General features: G+C 68.2%; 15 protein-coding genes and 1 pseudogene. 5 read left to right on the forward strand and 11 right to left on the reverse strand.

What is annotated here, in order from left to right; translation table 11 throughout:
* Positions 1 to 5: 5 nt before the first annotated feature.
* Entirely contained in the window at positions 6 to 530 is a 525-nt protein-coding gene (locus tag ABEU20_RS05950; RefSeq protein WP_420163479.1) for a nuclear transport factor 2 family protein, read from the forward strand.
* A complete protein-coding gene (locus ABEU20_RS05955; RefSeq protein WP_420163480.1) occupies positions 527 to 1,675 on the forward strand; it encodes an oxidoreductase in 1,149 nt (382 codons plus the stop codon). The genes ABEU20_RS05950 and ABEU20_RS05955 overlap by 4 nt, the downstream gene beginning before the upstream one ends.
* 91 nt (positions 1,676 to 1,766) lie before the next feature.
* On the opposite strand, the gene ABEU20_RS05960 is transcribed toward ABEU20_RS05955, so the two are convergent.
* From ABEU20_RS05960 to ABEU20_RS05975, 4 genes are read right to left on the reverse strand one after another with little or no spacing between them, the layout of a single operon-like run.
* Positions 1,767 to 2,804: an NAD(P)-dependent alcohol dehydrogenase gene (locus tag ABEU20_RS05960; RefSeq protein ID WP_420163481.1), complete on the reverse strand. Its 1,038-nt coding sequence runs from the start codon at positions 2,802 to 2,804 to the stop codon at positions 1,767 to 1,769.
* Positions 2,782 to 3,729: an alpha/beta hydrolase gene (locus tag ABEU20_RS05965; protein WP_420163908.1), complete on the reverse strand. Its 948-nt coding sequence runs from the start codon at positions 3,727 to 3,729 to the stop codon at positions 2,782 to 2,784. The genes ABEU20_RS05960 and ABEU20_RS05965 overlap by 23 nt, the downstream gene beginning before the upstream one ends.
* 11 nt (positions 3,730 to 3,740) lie before the next feature.
* Positions 3,741 to 4,376, reverse strand: coding sequence for a TetR/AcrR family transcriptional regulator (locus tag ABEU20_RS05970; RefSeq protein ID WP_420163482.1), 636 nt, complete (start codon positions 4,374 to 4,376; stop codon positions 3,741 to 3,743).
* A 40-nt stretch (positions 4,377 to 4,416) separates the two neighbouring features.
* A complete protein-coding gene (locus ABEU20_RS05975) occupies positions 4,417 to 5,766 on the reverse strand; it encodes a flavin-containing monooxygenase (RefSeq protein WP_420163483.1) in 1,350 nt (449 codons plus the stop codon).
* Between ABEU20_RS05975 and ABEU20_RS05980 the strand changes: the two are divergent.
* Positions 5,744 to 6,307: pseudogene (locus tag ABEU20_RS05980) on the forward strand (aldehyde dehydrogenase family protein); the annotation flags it as partial. The gene ABEU20_RS05975 and the pseudogene ABEU20_RS05980 overlap by 23 nt on opposite strands.
* A 111-nt stretch (positions 6,308 to 6,418) precedes the next feature.
* Here the strand turns inward: ABEU20_RS05980 and ABEU20_RS05985 are convergent.
* Both ABEU20_RS05985 and ABEU20_RS05990 read right to left on the reverse strand, forming a co-directional pair.
* Positions 6,419 to 7,168, reverse strand: a complete 750-nt coding sequence (locus tag ABEU20_RS05985) for an enoyl-CoA hydratase-related protein (protein WP_420163484.1) — start codon at positions 7,166 to 7,168, stop codon at positions 6,419 to 6,421.
* A gap of 34 nt (positions 7,169 to 7,202) precedes the next feature.
* The gene (locus ABEU20_RS05990) at positions 7,203 to 8,357 is read right to left on the reverse strand and encodes a hypothetical protein (protein ID WP_420163485.1); all 1,155 of its coding nucleotides are present in this window, start codon (positions 8,355 to 8,357) and stop codon (positions 7,203 to 7,205) included.
* A gap of 284 nt (positions 8,358 to 8,641) precedes the next feature.
* Between ABEU20_RS05990 and ABEU20_RS05995 the strand changes: the two genes are divergently transcribed.
* Positions 8,642 to 9,253, forward strand: coding sequence for a TetR/AcrR family transcriptional regulator (locus tag ABEU20_RS05995; RefSeq protein ID WP_420163909.1), 612 nt, complete (start codon positions 8,642 to 8,644; stop codon positions 9,251 to 9,253).
* 104 nt (positions 9,254 to 9,357) lie between these two features.
* Entirely contained in the window at positions 9,358 to 9,993 is a 636-nt protein-coding gene (locus ABEU20_RS06000) for a TetR/AcrR family transcriptional regulator (RefSeq protein WP_420163486.1), read from the forward strand.
* 35 nt (positions 9,994 to 10,028) lie between these two features.
* Here ABEU20_RS06000 and ABEU20_RS06005 read toward each other — a convergent pair whose 3' ends face one another.
* The 5 genes from ABEU20_RS06005 to ABEU20_RS06025 are packed head-to-tail and all read right to left on the reverse strand — an operon-like array spanning position 10,029 to position 14,707.
* A complete protein-coding gene (locus ABEU20_RS06005) occupies positions 10,029 to 10,679 on the reverse strand; it encodes a CoA transferase subunit B (RefSeq protein ID WP_420163487.1) in 651 nt (216 codons plus the stop codon).
* Positions 10,676 to 11,422 (reverse strand): CoA transferase subunit A, encoded by a 747-nt coding sequence (locus ABEU20_RS06010; protein WP_420163488.1) that lies wholly within the window; start codon positions 11,420 to 11,422, stop codon positions 10,676 to 10,678. The genes ABEU20_RS06005 and ABEU20_RS06010 overlap by 4 nt, the downstream gene beginning before the upstream one ends.
* Entirely contained in the window at positions 11,419 to 12,603 is a 1,185-nt protein-coding gene (fahA, locus tag ABEU20_RS06015; RefSeq protein WP_420163489.1) for a fumarylacetoacetase, read from the reverse strand. The genes ABEU20_RS06010 and fahA overlap by 4 nt, the downstream gene beginning before the upstream one ends.
* On the reverse strand, positions 12,600 to 13,511 hold the full coding sequence (locus ABEU20_RS06020) for a hypothetical protein (RefSeq protein WP_420163490.1): 912 nt from the start codon (positions 13,509 to 13,511) through the stop codon (positions 12,600 to 12,602). Before ABEU20_RS06020 ends, fahA begins: the two co-directional genes overlap by 4 nt.
* On the reverse strand, positions 13,508 to 14,707 hold the full coding sequence (locus ABEU20_RS06025; protein ID WP_420163491.1) for a homogentisate 1,2-dioxygenase: 1,200 nt from the start codon (positions 14,705 to 14,707) through the stop codon (positions 13,508 to 13,510). Before ABEU20_RS06025 ends, ABEU20_RS06020 begins: the two co-directional genes overlap by 4 nt.
* Between the last annotated feature and the right edge of the window lie 84 nt (positions 14,708 to 14,791).

Consider the following 14,791-nt stretch of genomic DNA (forward strand, 5'->3'; position numbering starts at 1 on the left):
CAGGCATGGCCGCACCCACCGGTGAACTGACGATGACTGCCGCCGAGCAGTTGCTCGCCATCGAGGAGATCAAGAAGGTGTTCGCGACGCGCCTGCGTGTCATGGACACCAAGCAGTGGGATCTGTACGGCCCGCTGCACACCGAGGATGTCGTCACCGAGACGTGGGCCGGCCTGCCGGGCGACAAGCAGCCGAAGGCGAACGGACAGTCCAACCGCGCGTCGGGACGCGAGCACCTCACCAACTCGATCCGCGGCATGCTCGGTTCCTCGACACACGTGACGACCGCGCACCACGGTCACCAGCCCGAGATCACGATCACCTCCGACACCACCGCCACCGGCATCTGGGCCATGGAGGACGAACTGTGGTGGACCAACGGCGATGTCGAGGAACACCTCCACGGCTACGGCCACTACCACGAGGAGTACCGCAAGGTGGAGGGCAAGTGGCTCATCAGCTACCGCAAGCTCACCCGCCTGCGCGAGACCCACACCCCCGACTTCTTCGAGTACATGGGAGCCCTGTGACCACTGCAGCCGTCGACACGTCCGCGCTCTTCGAGCCGCTCACCGTCCGGTCCCTCGAGCTGAGGAACCGGATAGCGATGTCGCCCATGACTCGTCACGGATCGCCCGGCGGCGTTCCGACCGACGAGGTCGTCGCGTACTACCGTAGGCGCGCCGAGGGTGGCACCGGGCTCATCGTCACCGAGGGCGTCGCGATCGAGCACCCGTCCGCCGTCGATGCCGACACCGTTCCGGTCATGTACGGCGATGCGGCTCTTGCGGGTTGGCGCAACGTCGTCGACGCCGTTCACGCCGCGGGCGGCAAGATCGTCCCGCAGCTGTGGCACGTCGGACCGCTGTTCGGCGCGATGGGACCGGTCGGTGACGTCACCCCCATGCGCCCGTCCGGGCACTGGGGCACCGTCGGCAACACGATGTACTCCGACGAGTACGTCGAGCAGATGCGCCCGGTGACCGCCGCGATGTCCGAACAGGACATCGCCGACGTGATCGCCGCATACGCCTCCGCGGCGCGCAACGCGATCGACGTCGGCTTCGACGGTGTCGCCCTGCACGGTGGCCACGGGTACCTGCTCGACGCATTCCTGTGGGCGCCCACCAATCAGCGCGACGACCAGTGGGGCGGAGACCTGGAGCGCCGCACCCGCTTCCCCGTCGAGGTCGTCAAGGCGATCCGCAAGGAGATCGGCGACGACTACCCGATCATCTTCCGGTTCTCGCAGCACAAGCAGCAGGACTTCGTCTCGAAGATCGCCGAGACGCCCGAGGAACTCGGCGTGGTGCTGAATGCGCTCGTCGACGCCGGCGTCGACATCCTGGACGCCAGCATCCGCCGCTTCTACGCGCACGCGTTCGAGGGCAGCGACCTCTCGCTGGCCGGGTGGGCGAAGAAGCTGACCGGCGCCACCGTGATGGCGGTCGGTAGCGTCGGCCTCGACAGCGCACTCAACGAACAGGTGATCTCCGGGCTGCCGCAGATGTCGAACAACCTGCCCGACCTCATGCGCCGCGTGAACGAGGCCGAGTTCGACCTCGTCGCGATCGGGCGCCTGCACATGGCGGATCCCGCTATCGCGCAGCGCCTTCGGGACGGCGATGCGATGCCGGAGTTCGACCGCGAGGCTCACGCGGGCCGTCTGTACTGACGACCGGTACCGAGGCTCTCGCGCGAACGGGAGTCCGCGGCGCACTTCTCGAGGGAAAGCGTGCCGTGGACGCCCGTTCGGCGTTCTCGGGTCAGCCCCGGTCCGGCACCAGGATTGCCCGGCCCTTGACCCTTCCCGCCTCGAGTGCGTCGAAGGCGGCCACTGCGTCCTCGAGCGGGATCGTCTCGGACTCGATGGTGACGAGTCCGCGCCGCGCCAGGTCGATCACCGCACGCTGGTCCGCGCGGGTGCCGGCGTAACTCGTGCGCACACTCGCACCCCACGGCAGCGCGAAGCCGGTCCAGTCGAACTGTCCCCCACCGAGTCCCAACACTCGTAGCGCACCGTCGCGTCCGATGACCCGGGTCGCGATATCGACGGTGGCCTGCACGCCGACGCAGTCGAAGACCGCGTCGACACCGATCCCGTCGGTGAGGTCGAGGATCTTCTCGACGCTCGCCGCGTCGCTGGCGAAGGCATGGTCGGCGCCCACTGCGGTGGCCAGTTCCAGTTTCTCCTCCGCCGAGTCCACCGCGACGATCCGGGTCGCGGTGGTGGCCGCCAGGATCTGGACAGCGGTGTGGCCGAGCCCGCCGATGCCGAGCACCACCGCCGTCGTTCCCGGCCCGAGTCGGTCGCGCGCGCCGTCGATCGCGTGATAGGTCGTGAGTCCGGCATCGGCCAGCGGCCCGGCGGTGACCGGATCGAGGTCTCCGAGCGGCTCGACGAATCGGGCGTCGACCTTCATGTACTCGGCCATGCCGCCGTGCGCGGCGAGCCCGGGGCACAGGGGCACTCCCTGACGCCCCGTCCCCCGCTCACACGAGTTCTCCCGGCCCTGCACGCATGCCCGACACGTCCCGCAACTCCACACCAGGAAGACGAGGACGGCGTCGCCCACCGCGAACGACTCGACACCGTCGCCCAGGGCGGCGATGCGCCCGGCGGTCTCGTGTCCCAACGTCATCGGCGGCGGCAGCATCGTGATCGGCGAATGCCGGACGTGGATGTCGGAGTGGCACAGCCCCGCACCGGCAACCTCGATCAGGACCTCGCCGGGACCGATCTCGGGGATATCGGTGTCGACGACCGCGATCCGGCCATGCTCAACCAGCTGCAACGCTCTCATCGCGCACCTCCTCGACGACGACGGCGGGCATCGCCGGGGCAGCGAGATGCCGACGCAGGAAGAGGATCTGGTGCTCGAGGACCCGGTCGAACCACTGCTTGCCGGGGTAGACGTCGAAGTGGTCGCACGGGTAGTGCCGCACCTCGGCCCGCGCCTGCTCCGCTGCCTTCGCGGCGGCGTGCGGCGGCGCGCTGCGGTCGAGATCGCCGACCTGCACCAGCAGCGGGGCGGTCACCTTCCTGGCGACCGTCACCGGCCGGTAAGAGCCGATCTCGAGGAAGGATCGCGCGCTGACCTCGTTGCGCCAGCTGGGGCCGGCGATGGAGTGGTAGTCCTCGTAGATGCCGGGCAGCGCGAGCGCGGCCACCTCACCGGGGCGGCCGGCGAGCGGAATCGTCACGCCCGCACCTCCGCGCGCCGACGCCACCCGGTCCCGCACCGCCGCCCACGAACTCTTCGCCAGGTGCGCGGGGCTGTACTGCTTCATCGAGGCGGCCGACGCCGCGCGGGCGTCCGTGGCCGGGGTGAGTGCAACGAGCGCCGCCAGTCGGGGATCGCTCGCGCCCAGGCTGAGGACGTGCCCGCCGGACAGGGACACCCCCCACGCGACGACGCGGTCGGGATCGATGCCGTCGGTGCGGCGCGCGGCCGCGATGGCGGCGGCATAGTCGTCGAGCTGGCCCTGGATCGAGATCGTCTGCCGCACTCGCCCACCACTGCGTCCGAAGCCGCGGTAGTCGAATGCCAGGACGTCCAGGCCGGCGGCGGCGAGGCCCTCCGCGAAACCTTCGAGACCGGAGTCCACGGTTCCGCCGAAGCCGTGGGCCATCACGACACACGGTCGGCCCGCCTCGGTGAGGAACGCGTCAGACTCGCCGCGGTAGTGCCAGCCGGCGCAGGACGTCCCCTGCACCGAGAACTCCATTTCGGTTCGATTCACAATTTGCTCCCATAGATTGTGTTGAGCCACACCGCGACGAGCGCCTCGCGAGCGGTCTCGGGGGTCAATGCCTCCGGTCCGCCGCGCGACAGACTCTCGACGGCGCGGTCGTTCATGTCGAGAAGAACCACGGCGAGTGCGCGGCTGTCGGGGCCGTCGGCCGCGCGCCCCGACGTCCGCTCGGCGTCGATCACCGACGCCACGGGGCCCACGAAGCTGAACCGGTCGCGATCCCACATCTCGCGCACCGAGGGATCGGAGTCTCGCGCATCACGCAGGGCGCGATACAGATTGGGGTGGCGCTCCCACGTACCGATCACCTCGGCGATCAGGCCGTCGATCATCTCCCGCGGGCTGCCCTCGCGCGCGAGATAGCGCCGGGCTCCCTCCTGCATCTCGCCGTACACGGTCCGGGACAGCGCGGCGACAGCCTTCGCCTTGTTGTCGAAGTAGAAGTAGAAGCCCGACCGGGTGACCCCCGCCGCCTTCGAGATGTCGCTGATGTTGATCTCGTCGAGGCTGCGATCCTCGAGTAGGCGTTCGACGGCCTCGAGAATCGCCGCGCGGCGCTCCTCCCCCTTGTTCGCTCTCCGCGTGCGGGTCTCGTCGCTGGAGGCGGGGTGGCTGGTCATGGTGTCGGCCTTCCGGTCGGCTACTGCGTACGGGTCCTCATCATGCCGGGACACCCGCCAACCGGACGGCACCGTCCCTCCGTACCCGTTCGAGACCGGCGGGCAGTTCCTTGGTCCGCATCTCGTGTTCGTAGATGTAGTAGTCGACCTGCTGCGTGTGACGGGGCCGATTGTTGAAGTGCCCCACGAAGCGTTCCTCGTCGGCCTTGATCACCCGATGCATCTCGGCCTGCGCGGGCGGCCGGTACGTGCCGGCGAGGTAGGCGGCCAGCGTGCGCGCCTGGCACTCGACGAACGGGAACAGCGTCGGCGCGGACTGAGCGAAGCCGATGAAGGCAAGATCGTCCATGCCGGGCTTGAACATGCGCTTGTACAGCGGGAACTGGTTACCGGGGGCGCTTAGGAAGTCCTCGTCGAAGAACGGGAACGTGATGTTGTAGCCCGTTGCGTAGATGATCACGTCGAAGTCGCGGCTGGTGCCGTCGACGAAGTGCACGGTCGCACCGTCGAGTCGCTCGATGTTCGGCTTGGCATCGATGTCGCCGGAACCGAAGCGCACCAACAGTTCCTGGGACTGCGTCGGATGCGCCTCGCCGAAGTGATGGTCCGGCTTGGGCAGCCCGAAGCTCTCGGGGCGCCCCGACAGGAAGATCGGCCCGCGGCGACCCATCCGGCGTTGCCACGACAGCGGGATCTGCGGGATCGTCTGGATCAGAGTGTCGGCGGGGACACCGAATGCGTACTTGGGCACGATCCACGCGCCCGAGCGGGTCGAGATCGTCACCTTGTTGCGCTGGGACCGCTGCGACAGTTCGACGGCGATGTCGGCGGCACTGTTCCCCAGTCCGACGACGAGGATTCGCTTGTCCCGCAGATGGAGCGGGGTCTCCGGATCGATGTAGGCGTGCGAGTGGATCGATTCGCCGGTGAACTCGCCGGGGAAGTCGGGCAGCCGGGGATCCCAGTGATGCCCGTTCGCGACGGCCAGGAAGTCGAACCGGCGCGTCTCACCATCCTGGGTCGAGATCTCCCAACCCCCGCCGGGCAGGTGCTCCGCGTGTTCGACCCCGTTCTCGAACCGGATCCGGTCGAGGAGCGAGAACGCGGACGCGTAGTCGTCGAGGTAGCGCTTGATGTCGGTGTGATGCGGGAAGTCCGGGAGCTCCTCCGGCATCGGATAGTCCTTGAACGACAGCCGGCGCTTGGACGTATCGATGTGCAGCGACCGGTAGGCACTCGAATGACCGTTCGGGTTGCCGAACGCCCAGTTGCCACCGATGCGATCGGAGCTCTCGAAGCACTCGTAGGGGATGTCGTAGTCGGTGAGCATCTTGCCGGCCGTCAGACCGCTGATTCCGGCTCCGATGATGCAGGTGGTGGGTTTCGCCATCGTGCTCCGTTCGAGGTGGACCGCGTGCGTGGGCGCGTCGTCGAGGCCGCCCATCAGACGATTACGTGAGGTGGTTCACACCGTAGGTCGAAAATTGACACGCGTCAATAGTTTCGAGAAGCCCTGCCCCGCTGCGGAAATCCACATCTCGCCCCTTTCCGCCACACTGCTGGAGTGTTACAGTTCGCACTCAATTCTTAGACTCGAGTCCAAAATTCGACAGCTTCGCCTCCGGCACATCCGGCCCGTACCTCCCATCCCGCAAGAAGTCCGTCCGTGCCCGACTTCTCCGGCAAGACAGTCGTCGTCACCGGTTGCTCGTCCGGTGTCGGCGCCGCCGTCGTCGTCGAGCTCGCCGAATCCGTCTCTCTCGTCGTCGGCCGTGCCCTCGTCGAACACCGCCGGATCCGCAAGGTCTCCTTCGCCGGGTCCACCGGTGTGGGACGCCGGATCGGCCTGGATCAACCAACACAACGCCCTCGAAGTCGAACTCCCCTTCGGCGGAGTCGAATCCAGCGGATTCGGCCGCGAGGGCGGCACCGCCGGCGTCCACGTTCCTCGACACCCGCGTCGTCAGCATCAAACAGTGACGAAGGACCGAGGGGCCGGGCGGCTTCGATTGTCGGACAGCGCCTCAGGTCGGCGTCGCCGCCTAGCGTCCCGACCAGACGGGTCGGCCGCGCCGCGCGAAGGCTTCGATGCCAGCACGGAAGTCCTCCGACGCGAGAACCACACCCAGCGCGTCAGCGGTAGCTTCCCATCCGCGCTCGTCCTGGGTCGAGGTCTGCGCGTCGAGCGCACGCAGGGTCTCGCGCACCGCCACCGGTGACGCCTCACAGATTTCGAGCGCCATCGCCATCGCGCCCGCCAGCGCTTCACCCGTGTCGGTCACCTCGTTGACGACCCCGAGCGTGAAAGCGCGTTCGGCAGCGAGGGTCCGGCCGGTGATCAACAACTCGCGCGCGACGTTCACCGGAAGCGCGCGGGGCGCTCGAAAGAGCGCCCCCGAGGCGGCGACGAGTCCCCGTCGCGCCTCCGGGAGACCGAACTCGGCTGTGCGCGCGGCAACGACGAGGTCGCACGCCAGCGCGATCTCGAATCCGCCGCCGAGCGCATAGCCCTCGACTGCGGCGATCAAGGGTTTGATCCGCGTGCGCCGGATGATGCCGTACTCGCCGCCCCGGGGCATGCGAAGGTCGGCGCGCTCACGAATATCGGTGCCGGCCGAGAAGACTCGAGGGGTTCCCGTGACGACTCCGACCCACAGATCGTCATCGTCGTCGAGGAGGTCGAACGCCTCCTCGAGCCCCTCGGCCGTCTCCCGGTCGATCGCGTTACGCCTCTCCTCGCGATCGATCCGGACCACGAGGACCCGGCCCTGCCGCTCGTACCGCACCGTCATCCCACAGTCTCCACTTCCCTCGTCACGATTGCGCCTACCCGGGCAGACCCATGTCGGGCCACGTCCCGGCGACCCAGGTTTGCAGGTTGCCCCAGCCCGTGGCGCCGGTCTCGACGTCGTGGGCTCGAATCACGCAGTCCCGGAACTGGTTGAGCTCCTCGGCCGCCTCGGGCGTCGAGGTGTCGGGGTAGTAGCTGCCGTCGATGTGGAGCGCCCCCTTCCAGGACCCGCCCCGCTCGCCGTTCGGCCGGAGGTAGTGGCCCGCGCCGAGGTGGAAGCCCGTGTCGGACACCGGCTCCGCCTCCAGCATGCGGATACGTCCGTCGGACATGGTGAGGTGGAAGGCGCCGCCGAGGAACCGCCGGTTGCGGGGATCGAACGTGATCTCGGGTTCGATGCCGGTGATCAGTTCCCGCGGCCGGTCGGCGTACTCGAAGCCGCCCTGCGCCACCTTGTGCAGGTAGCCCGGACCTTCGTAGTGCAAAAGGTACTGGTGGAATGCGTAGTCGCTGCCATCGGGGTGCTCGAAGTACAGCGGGTTCCATATCGCGAGGATGCTCGGGGTGTGCCGCTCGGTGGGATCCGGCGGGAGGTCGGCGATGTCGTCGCCGACGCCGGGGCGCACCCCCCACGAATGGTCGCGGGTCATCACCCAGTCCTCGGGACCGACCTCGATTCGCTCGCCGTCGACCTCGATCCACCCACCCGCCACGACACCCGTCTGGTGATAGCGGATCTGATCCGCGGTGCGCCGATAGCCGGTGATGCCCCTGCGGTCCTCCCGCTCTTCGGTGACACACGGGACGGTGCCCTGGAGGACGAGGTCGAAGGCGACCGGTTGGACGTCGTTGGGCTCGAGCACCGCGCGGATCAGCCTCAGCGGCTCGAGGATCTCGTAGCGAACGGGACCGACGTCGACGGAGTCCGGGTCGGACGCCAGTTCGCGACTGGCCCGCACCGTCCACTGCTCGGTTCCGCGTGCCACACCGGCGTACGCGTCGATGACGTTGCGGTTGACGTACTTACCGAAACCGAACCCGATCTGCAGCGACCCGTCCTTGGCGGCCGCCATCAGGCACACCTTCTCGGTCCACGCGTAGTCGGTCTGCGCCACCGTCGCGAACGTCTCCACGATCTGGTGGGTGAAGTACTCGTCCGCTGCCACGAGTGGCCCGATCGATCCGCCCACCGACTCCTCCTCCGACGACCGAGCTCCGGCATCGATGCCGAATGTGGCTCCGGCTTCGGATGTCTCGCCGGAGGTGCACAATTTTTGGACTCGGAGGCTAAAGATAGACGCTAGTCTAGGTTTTTGGAACGGGTTCGCGATTTCTTTCCCGGGGGCACCGCCTCCCGGGGCGACGCTCGGCGATGCACCGAACGGCCCTTCCCGGCGCATCCACCACTACAATCGCCTGCGTGCCGCACGGTCCGGCACCGACTGGGGAGGTCGAGATCGGGAGTCCGGAGAACATGAACGAGTCCACGACGCTCGGCCGACGCGAGCTGAACAAGCAGCAGACGCGCGGACGGCTCCTGGACGCCGCGCGGGTCCTCTTCGCAGCACGGGGGGTGCTCGGCACCACCGTCGAGGAGATCGCGGACCAGGCAGGCGTCTCGCGGGCCACGTTCTTCAACTACTTTCCCGCCAAGGACGACCTCCTCGCGGCGCTGCACACCAGCAACATGGACTCGTTGGCAGCCACGATCGATAACCTCCTGGCGCAGGACCTGACGACCGAGGAGCGCATTCTGGGCCTGTTCGCGGACTTCGTGCAGGCCACCGAGGAACTGCCCGGGTTCCTGCGTGCCGTGACCGGCGAACTCGAACGAGACCTCGCCTCACCCGAGATCAGCGCGGAGCGTACCGACCGGTTCAACGACGAGATCCTGCGCATCCTCACGCCCGGCATCGAGCGCGGCGAGGTGCGCACGGACTATCCGCCGAAGTTCCTCGCCCAGATGGTCGCGGCCGTGTACGTCTCGACCATCCGGTACTGGCGTCAGGATCCGGCTTACGACCTCGCCGAGGGTTTCCGCATGGCCGGCACCTATGTGGCAGAGTCCCTCACCCCACGCGCCTGATTTGACCGGATTGGCGAAGTTTGTCCGAGACGGTCGTCCGGCGGGTAGATTCCGACTGACCGGAAGGTATCCAGGCTTCGAGCTAGGGACACGGAGGCGGCGAGATGGGGGAAAGCCGGGAAATCGTCACGCGGCGGGAACAACGGCGACAGCAGACGTTCGAGCGGCTTCTGCAAGCCGCCCGTGAACAGTTCTCCGAGCGCGGTTTCGACAACACGACGATCGACGACATCGTCGGGACGGCACACGTCTCCCGCGGCACCTTCTTCAACTACTTCGACAGCAAGGACGCCGTCCTCGCCGCGCTGCACCAGGTTCACATGGACAAGTTGCCGGGCATAATCGACGGCCTGCTCGCGCGCGACCTCACGACCGACGAACGAATCCGATCACTGTTCAACGACGTCGTCGAGGCCGCGGTCACGCTGGAGAAGTACTTCCGGGCCACCACCCGCGAACTCGACCGGGATCTCGCGACCCCCGCGATCAGTGCGGCCCGCACCGAACGGTTCCTCGTCGCGTTCGGACGGATACTCGAGGCCGGCGTCGACTGCGGCGAGGTGCGCCGGGACTACCCGCTGAGCTTCCTGTCGCAGATGGTCACCGCGGTGTACATCACCACGATCCGGTACTGGCGTGAGAACACCGTCACCGACATGGAACTGGAGTTCGTCCGCGCTGCCACGTTCATCGCGGAAGCGATCGCGCCCCGGGAAGTGGGAAGCCCGTCCGATCCGTAGGGGGGGAGGTCCGGATCGGACGGGCGATCGGGGGGCTAGGCGGCGTCGTCCGCCAGATCCACGACCAGCGCGGCGCCGGTCTTCTCCAGCACCTCGTCGACGGTGACGTCGGGCGCGAGCTCACGCAACACCAACGCGTCGTCCCGGACGTCGATCACGGCGAGGTTGGTGATGATGCGCTGCACCACCGCCTGGCCGGTCAACGGCAGCGTGCACTGCTCGACGATCTTGGCGCCGCCATCGCGGTCGGTGTGTTCCATGACCACGATGACGCGCCGGGCACCGTGCACCAGATCCATGGCGCCGCCCATACCCTTGACCATCTTGCCCGGCACCATCCAGTTGGCGAGGTCCCCGTTCCGGGAGACCTGCATGCCACCGAGGACCGCGGTGTCGATGTGTCCACCGCGAATCATGCCGAACGACAACGCCGAATCGAAGAACGCCGCACCCGGGTTCACGGTCACCGTCTCCTTGCCCGCGTTGATGAGGTCGGGATCGACCGCATCGTCCGTCGGGTAGGGGCCGGTGCCCAGGATGCCGTTCTCGGAGTGGAGAACCACCTTGACGCCCTCGGGCAGGTAGTTCGGGATCAGGGTCGGCAGACCGATCCCCAGGTTGACGTACTCGCCGTCGATCATCTCGGCCGCGGCGCGCGCGGCCATCTGCTCACGTGACCAGCTCATGCCGACACCGTCCGCTTCTCGATTCGCTTGTCCTGCTGACCCGCCTGCACCACGCGCTGGACGAACACGCCCGGCAGGTGGACCTGCGCGGGATCCAGCTCGCCCGGCTCGACCAGCTTCTCGACCTGCGCGATCGTGATCCGGCCGGCCATCGCGGCCAGCGGGTTGAAGTTCATCGCCGTCTTGTTGAACACGAGATTGCCCTCGGTGTCACCGATCTCGGCGTGGACGAGCGCGAAGTCCGCAACGATCGACTCCTCGAGCACGTACGTCTTGCCGCCGAAGTCGCGGGTCTCCTTGGCAGGCGACGCGACCGCGACCGACCCGTCGGCGGCGTAGCGCCACGGCAGACCGCCCTCGGACACCGGGGTCCCGACACCGGCGGGGGTGTAGAACGCCGGAATGCCCGCGCCACCGGCACGCATCCGCTCGGCGAGTGTGCCCTGCGGGGTGAGCTCCACCTCGAGCTCGCCCGACAGGTACTGCCGCGCGAATTCCTTGTTCTCGCCCACGTACGACGCGGTGACCCGACGGATCTGCCCGGCCGACAGCAGGATTCCCAGCCCCCAGTCGTCGACGCCGCAGTTGTTGGAGAACACCTCGAGCCCGGTCACGCCACGCTCGGAGAGCCCACCGATCAGGGCGCTCGGGATACCGCACAGACCGAAACCACCGACCGCGAGCGAGGAGCCGTCGGCGATGTCCGCGACGGCCTCGGCCGCCGATGCGAAGACCTTGCTCATCGGGCATCACCGGTCGCGGGCAGGATGCGGGCGCGGACCTCACCGAAACCGATACGGCCACCGTCGGCGCCGGGCGCGGTCGCCGAGATCGAGATCTCGTCGCCGTCCTGGATGAAGGTGCGCTGCTCACCGGCGACCTCGACGGGTTCGGCGCCGCCCCAGGTCAGTTCGATGAAGGCGCCTCGTTGAGCCTTGTCGGGGCCCGAGATGGTGCCGGAGCCGAAGAGGTCACCCGTGCTCGCCGCCGCACCGTTGACGGTGGTGTGCGCCAACATCTGTGCGGGCGACCAGTACATCTGGGCGTAGGGCGGACGGGACACGACGTCGCCGTTCCACTCGACCTCGAGATCGATGTCCAGGCCCCACTTCTCGTCACCCTGCAGGTACGGCAGCGGGGTCGGATCCTGCACCGGGGTGTCGATGCGGGCGGCCTCGAGGGCCAGCAGCGGGACGACCCACGCGGAGATCGACGTCGCGAAGCTCTTGCCCAGGTTCGGACCCAGCGGGACGTACTCCCACGCCTGGATGTCGCGGGCCGACCAGTCGTTGAGGATCACGGCGCCGAAGCAGTGCTCCGCGAACTGGTCCGGGGTGATCGAGGAACCCATCGGCGAACCGACACCGACGATGAAGCCCATCTCGGCCTCGATGTCGAGGCGGATCGACGGGCCGAACGACGGGGCCGCGTCGGCCGGGGCCTTGCGCTGACCGCACGGGCGCACGATGTCGGTGCCCGACACCACGACGGTGCTCGACCGACCGTGGTAGCCGACCGGCAGGTGCTTCCAGTTCGGCATCAGCGCAGCCGAATCCGGGCGGAACAACCGGCCCAGGTTGGTGGCGTGGTTCTCCGACGCGTAGAAGTCGACGTAGTCGGCGACCGCGATCGGCAGGTGCATGGTGACGTCGTCGACCGCGAACACCGCGTCGTCGGCGATCTCACCGGCGACCAGTGCGGTGATCTGCGCGCGGACCTCGACCCACCGGTCGCGGCCCTGGGCCATGAACGCGTTGAGCGTCGGCTGGGCGAACGTGTCGTCGCCCAGCGCCTTCGCGAGGTCGACGACGCTGTCGCCGACACGCACACCCACCCGCGGGCCCGCGTCGGCCGTCGAGAACACGCCGTAGGGCAGGTTGTCGACACCGAACAGGGAATCGGCGGGAATCGAGATGACGGTCATGCGAGGGGTCCTTCCTCGGTCGAGGGGGAATCCACCGAGCCCGTAGGCGCGGAGGGCTCGGTGGATGATCGGGGCACCAGTCCGAGGCCGACCAGTTCGGTCAGCGGATCGCTGATGCTGCAGGTGCCGAAGGACCGGAAGTTCGCGCGCAGCGCGTCCACCGCCTCGGCCGACAGTCCCGCCAGTGCGCCGGCGAGAGCAGTTCCGTCACGGTCGGCGAGCGTCGCGGCGACCTCCTCGACGCTCGCGCCACCGGTGGCCCGGTGCGTCGCGAGCATGACGTTGAGGAAGCCGTGCTGCTCGAATCCCGTCTCGGGGTCCGTGTTCCGGATCGCGTGGTGCAGGCCCGCAGTCGCCTTGAACCGCACGCCCGACGTCGCGACGGTGTGGATGGCGGCGGCCAGCTCGGCCTCGTCCGGGTACGCGGCGGCGACGATGCCGCCGGTGCGGAACTTCGCGGAGTACGGCGTGCCGGCCATTGCCGCCAGGATCGCGGGGCGACGGTCGTCGCGCGGCACCTCGACGAAGATTTCCACACCCGGTGCGGCCGAGGAGATCTCGCCGAGGGCGGCGAACAGGGCGTCCGGCGCCTGTCCCTCGGGAACACCGATCTCCATCGCGACCAGCCTGACGCCGTCGATCGCACGCAGCTGCTCGAGCGCCGCCGGTACGGCGTCGGTGCCGGCGGGCACGGTCAGGCTCAGCTCGAGGTCGCCGTCCTGCTTCGCGATGATCGCGGGCAGCTCGCCGAGGCGCGGTGCGGGGAAGACGAACGGCCCCACCAGCGCAGCGTGGTCGCTGCGCTCGTGTTCGAGGTGCGCGGGCACCGCGGCGTCCATCGGCGCGTTCCCCGGGGGGAACAGCGCCGCGTCGTCGCACAGACCGGCGAGCAACGGAGAAATGGTCACTTGTTCGGCCCCCGTCCGGACCAGGACCAGGCATAGGCCTCGTCCTCGCAGGCCAACGCGCCCTCACCGAGCTCGAGCGGGCGGAAGGTGTCGACCATGACGGCGAGCTCGTCGAAGAACTCGACGCCGATGCTGCGCTCGTACGCGCCCGGCTGCGGGCCGTGGGCGTGGCCACCGGGGTGGATCGAGATCGAGCCCTGGCCGATGCCCGAACCCTTGCGGGCCTCGTAGTCGCCGCCGCAGTAGAACATGATCTCGTCGGAGTCCACGTTCGAGTGGTAGTACGGCACCGGGATGGCCAGCGGGTGGTAGTCCACCTTGCGCGGCACGAAGTTGCAGATGACGAAGTTGTTGCCCTCGAACGCCTGGTGCGCCGGCGGCGGCTGGTGCACGCGGCCCGTGATGGGCTCGTAGTCGGAGATGTTGAACGTGTACGGGTACAGGCAACCGTCCCAGCCGACGACGTCGAACGGGTGGTTCGGGTACACCATGCGGGTGCCCACGATCGCGCCACCGGCGCGGTGCTTGACCAGCACCTCGACATCGGTGCCCTCGGCGGTCAGGGGCTCGGACGGCCCGTGCAGATCGCGCTCGCAGAACGGCGCGTGCTCGAGGAACTGGCCGAACTTGGACAGGTAGCGCTTGGGCGGAACGATGTGGCTGTTCGCCTCGATTGCGTACGCACGCAACGACTCCGAGCCCTGCGGCACCCAGCGGTGGGTGGTCGACATCGGAATCAGGACGTAGTCGCCCGGGCGGGCGTGCAGTGCGCCGAACACGGTCTCGACGATCGCCTCGCCGGACTCGACGTACACCATTTCGTCACCGAGCGAGTTGCGGTACAGCGGCGACTCCTTGGCGGACACCACGTACGACAGGCGCACGTCGGCGTTGCCGAGGATCAGCCGGCGCCCGGTCACGACGTCGGTCTCCGCCCAGATCTCCTCGGGGAAGAGATCGTGCAGCTTCAGGTGCCGCGGCTTGAGCGGGTGGTTCGGGGTGGTGGTCTGGTCGCGCAGCTCCCACACGGTCGCGTCGACGATGGCCGACGGGATGTGGCGGTGGTACAGCAGCGACGAATCGGAGGAGAAGCCCTCCTCACCCATCAGCTCCTCGAAGTAGAGCTGGCCGCCGGAGTCCCGGTGCTGAGTGTGACGCTTCGGCGGAATGTTGCCGAGCTGTCGGTAGAACGCCATGGCCGGCCTCCTGAGGTACTCGCGCCCGATCTCGGGCTGTGGTCGTCACCGTCGGCGGGACAGCAGCGCGGCTGTGGTGGTCAC

This window comes from Rhodococcus parequi (genome assembly GCF_046042785.1).
Lineage (GTDB): Bacteria > Actinomycetota > Actinomycetes > Mycobacteriales > Mycobacteriaceae > Prescottella > Prescottella parequi.